Origin of the sequence: Pseudoflavonifractor sp. MCC625 (genome assembly GCF_018784545.1) — a bacterium.
Lineage (GTDB): Bacteria > Bacillota > Clostridia > Oscillospirales > Oscillospiraceae > Pseudoflavonifractor_A > Pseudoflavonifractor_A gallinarum.
The window spans coordinates 2,113-6,428 of sequence record NZ_WQOJ01000058.1 but is presented as its reverse complement, the minus strand read 5'-3'; the positions used below and the strand labels follow the sequence as shown (position 1 = coordinate 6,428).

General features: G+C 51.3%; 4 protein-coding genes. All 4 read right to left on the bottom strand.

Going from position 1 to position 4,316, the window contains the following annotated elements:
• Positions 1–377, bottom strand: a 377-nt coding sequence (locus tag GPK94_RS15855; protein ID WP_215656267.1) for a hypothetical protein, incomplete at its 3' end; no start/stop codon positions are given.
• A gap of 78 nt (positions 378–455) precedes the next feature.
• Entirely contained in the window at positions 456–671 is a 216-nt protein-coding gene (locus tag GPK94_RS15850; RefSeq protein ID WP_215656266.1) for a transposon-transfer assisting family protein, read from the bottom strand.
• Between the two features lies 1 nt (position 672).
• Positions 673–3,957 (bottom strand): YodL domain-containing protein, encoded by a 3,285-nt coding sequence (locus GPK94_RS15845; protein ID WP_215656265.1) that lies wholly within the window; start codon positions 3,955–3,957, stop codon positions 673–675.
• A 6-nt stretch (positions 3,958–3,963) separates the two neighbouring features.
• The gene (locus tag GPK94_RS15840) at positions 3,964–4,242 is read right to left on the bottom strand and encodes a hypothetical protein (RefSeq protein WP_055290210.1); all 279 of its coding nucleotides are present in this window, start codon (positions 4,240–4,242) and stop codon (positions 3,964–3,966) included.
• Between the last annotated feature and the right edge of the window lie 74 nt (positions 4,243–4,316).

Sequence of the window (4,316 nt, the reverse complement as noted above, 5' to 3'; positions counted from 1 at the left end):
TCAAGCATGGCCTGCACCGAATCCAAATGGCGCTCCTCCAGCTGCCACAGCCAGGGAGTGCGGGAATGTTCACGGGTTCCAGTGTCGGAAATATCAAAAACATAGCGCAGGCGGGGCCTGTCCCCGGAATCGTCCACCAGAGCAATTCCCTTGGAGCCGCGCCTTACATACCGGCCCATCTTTTCATTCCACAAATCGTACTCTGCACAGGCGGTGGCGTCCGGACGCTGGGCGTAGATCATCAACTGCTCATGGAACGGGTACTTGTAAAGGCGGGAAGCAGTGGTGAGAAACCCTGCCCATTCCTGCCAGCTCCCCGTGAGCTGCGTTGTTACCTTCTCCGCCATCTGTGCATATAGTTCAGCTTTGGTTGGCATAGTGTTCTGTCCTCCTTTCAGTTTTGGGGTAAAAAGGTGGGGTGGCATATTGCCACCCCATCCCTGCGATTATAGTGTTTACTGGTCAAAATCCGGATACAACTCCAGCTCGGCAAACTCGGCATCCCTCATGGCCTGGAGCTTGCCCAGTGCGCTGTCTGTCAACTCCCGCAGCTCGGTTTCCTCCGGGGCCAGCTCGCCGCGCATCTCACGCAGGCTGTCGATCAGTCCGGTGCGGCTGCCGGTATTGTAAATGCACATCAGGTTCATTTCCTCAAAAGTAAAGTTTCCCATATCAAATCTCCCTTTCCGCACTCTTTTTTGGCGCTATCTTTTTGTGTTCTGCCTTGGGCTGGCTTTTCAGCTGCTCCATGACGGACTTTTTCTTTTCCCGTTCCTCCCGATGGGCAGCGGTAGCCAAATCCATGAGGGAAATGGGCTGACCGTTGCGGGCCTGCTGTTCCAGCTCTGCCACCGTAGGCTCTTTTGCGCCATTGTTGATGATACCGTCGATCATGCCGTAATCGTCCTCCACGGCCATCTCCGCATTTTTCAACGGATTTTCCGGCAGGAATCCGGGGATCTGGGTAAAACCAACACTGTCACAGTAATGACAGGATACCTTACCGTCCTGCTTGATCGCAACGATGTCACTGACACTCATAGAAGGACTGTGAAAATCCGCCGGCTTTTGCAGATTAAACTGCTCATATAGTTTTTCCAGCTGCTCCGGTACCGTGCCAGACTCCCTCAGCGGAGCTGTGTAAATGAGGTCATAATTGCTGCGGTCTATGGAAATGTCATGGGACTTTAACCAATCCAGATTCATAAAGCGCACATTCTGCGGATCGTCACGGCTCACCTGATAGATAGCAAAGCAATCTCTGTTCTGGGATAGAAATGCCTGTTCGCGTTCCTGCTGATGTTCCTGACGCTCCATGACCTTTTCGTGGAACTGAGGGCTTTTCTCCCATTCCTCACGGTCCACGCCAAAAAGACCGCCATGATCCATGATTTCCTGCGGGTCAAACACCATGCTCTCCGTATTGTCCTCATGCAGCACATAAACGGTCAAACCGGCGGCATCCAGTTCCAGCGCCCGTTCTCTGGTAACAGGGAACATCCCATCATAGGAGTAGCCGTATTCCTGCATATCTGGTGTGGAGACCTGCTCATCCGGCATGGGGTATTCATCCAGTGCCTGCTCCTGTGCTTCCGGCAGCTGGGAAGAAGCAGCCATCTGACTGACCTCTGCCTGCATCTGCTGATAGGCAGCGTCCTGCAAGGTCTCAATCATGGACAACGGTGCGTATTTTACCGAGTCTCTGCCCAAATCGTTGTCATCACAAATCTGGAGAACTGCCTTCATGCGGGAAATCTCCGGCATATCCAGCTGACCACCATCCAGCTCTTTCATGGATGCGGCATCGTAAAGGGTATAGTCCCAGCCGCTGTCACAGGACTGGATATGAAGATAGGTGGCATTGTCGATCAGAAACAAAGCCTCCTGCTGATTGGCGTCCGCCCCCAGCACTTCCATTTCCGGCATTGCCGCAGCCAGTTCCTTTACCACTTTTTGCACCAGAGGATTATCACGGTAATAGTCGATTGCCTGGATGGTGTCCAGGTCAATGGTCTGGCCGGTCAAAATCGGAAAAGGTCCTTCATAGTCGCTTCCGTCTTTCAGCTCAAAACCAATGCCCTTGATCCCGTTCATTCGTTCTGCCGGAATCTCCTGATAAATGCGGATTGCTTCCTCCAAAGACAGGTTATCGTGGTATTCTCCGAGGTTTGGAAATTCCATGCACTCTGCTACATAGTAGGTCAGATCGCCGGTCTGCTGTCTATCAGATACCTTAGCGGCATCTTCTGGCTGCTCTATCAGGGCGGGTTCCGGCTCTACCTTTGCATGAGGGTCAATTCCACGCTCTTTGCAGATTTCCTTATAGTGGCGCTCAATGTCGGAGATCAAAGTGCCGGAGGTCTTGTTGATGGTCTCCAAACTGGCTCTCAGCTCTTTCAGTTCCTTGCCCTGGCTCCAGCTTGCAATATAGCCGAAGCTGTTTTCTCCAGTCTCGATGCCAAAATATTTGCAGACTGCATAGGAGATGCTTTCAGCCTCCACTTCTTCCGTGTGACGGTTTTTGATTGCCTGTTTTTCTGCGGTTGCATCTTCCTCAACTGCAAGACGCCATTCAAACTGATTTTCGTCCACATAACACCAATCCATATCAGAAGCAAACTGTTCGGCTTCTTTTTCTGTGGCAAAATCCAACTTGAAATCATGCTTGGTTCCACCTTCACTCTCCTGCACAACCTTCCATGACGGTAGCATTTCATATTTTTTAGGGTCATGGAGCTTGCTGTGGGCAATCTCGTGTACTGTGGCTGAAACCGTCTGAACCTCACTCATGCCCTGACGAATGGCAATTTTCTGATGATCAGCAGAAAAATAGCCGTCCGTATCGGCGGCCATTGATTCAAAAGTAATTGGCACCGGTGCGCTGCGGCGCAGAGCCTCCATAAATGCCTCATAATTTGGCACATTGCCGGAAAGGGATGATGCAAGCTCCGGCAAAGGTTTCCCATCGGTCTGGCTCACATCAAAGACCTTGACCGGACGAAACATGGGGATTTCGATTTCTTTTTCCTCTGTGACGATCTTTCCGTCTTTATCCAGAATCGGAGCCTTGGTATCCGGGTCCAGCTTCTGTTCCTCGATTTTCTTCTTATACGGTGTGGGGGCGATGATGGTAATGCCATGCTCGCCCTTTTTTACATGACGCTCAAACTGGTCTTTCCACTTATTGTATCCGGCTACCAAAGTGGCGTCCGGCTTCTGCATATAGATGAGCATGGTGTTGTTTACCGAATAGCGGTGGAAGCGGGACATAACGGACAGATAGCGCATATACTTTTCACTCTCAAACAGTTCTTTGATGCCCTGCTCGATGCCATCTGTGATTTCCCTTAGCCGCTCTCGGTTGGTGGGTTTGTTCTCAGCCATGATTTTCAATCTCCTTTCCAAGTGTGTGATTTCTGCTGTGTGTTCTGCAATCCATGCCCTTTGTTCTTCTTCACTTTCATACAGAAAAAGGTCCAGCAGGTACTCTACATAGGTTTTTTTCTGGATTGCTTCCACAAAACGGGGGTGCGGTTCTTCCTCCAGTGTCCGGGGAGAATTGTCGGCCTCCCATTTTTTCAGCAGATAGTAGTAATCGGACAGTACGCGATAACACCGCTGCCGGTCCTCCCGAAACTTTTGTGCCTCGGTTTTCTGCCGGACATATCTCCTGCGGGGAGGGGCCTGACTGTCATAGATCAGGCCAAAGTCCTGTGCCAGTTTCTCCGCCGCTTCTTTTGAGGAGAGGTCAAAGAGCTTTGCGGTAAAGTCGATCACATCCCCATCTTCACCGCAGCCAAAGCAGTGGAACCGCTGGTCTACCTTCATGCTTGGGTTCTTATCATCGTGAAAGGGACAGCAGGCCATGCCATTTCGTTTGACCTCGATCCCATAAAACGCTGCCGCATCTCTGGTGCTGACCGACTGCTTGACTGCTTCAAATACATTCTCTGTCATGTGCCTTTAACTGTCGGACTTTCGCATAGGAGGCTGGTATCCGGCGGCTTTCGCACGCTCACTGGCGGCTTTGCGGCGTTCTGCGCTATATGGCTCCCGGACTGATACACACCGCTTGGGGACGGTAAAGTTATGGGCGTCCTTTCGGGTGATCTGGTCGGGGTGCTTTTTTGCCAGCAGATCCAGTTTCTCCATCAGACGGGGATCATGAGTATAGATCTCAGCCATTGGTTCTGCCTGGTTATAGAGGAGAATGGTTTCCCGTTCCACTAAAGAGAGCTTCATCGGCTGCCTCCTTTCCGCTGGTCAAATTCCAGCTTGAAGTTGGCGTACTGTCCATCATCCTCCAAAACCACAGC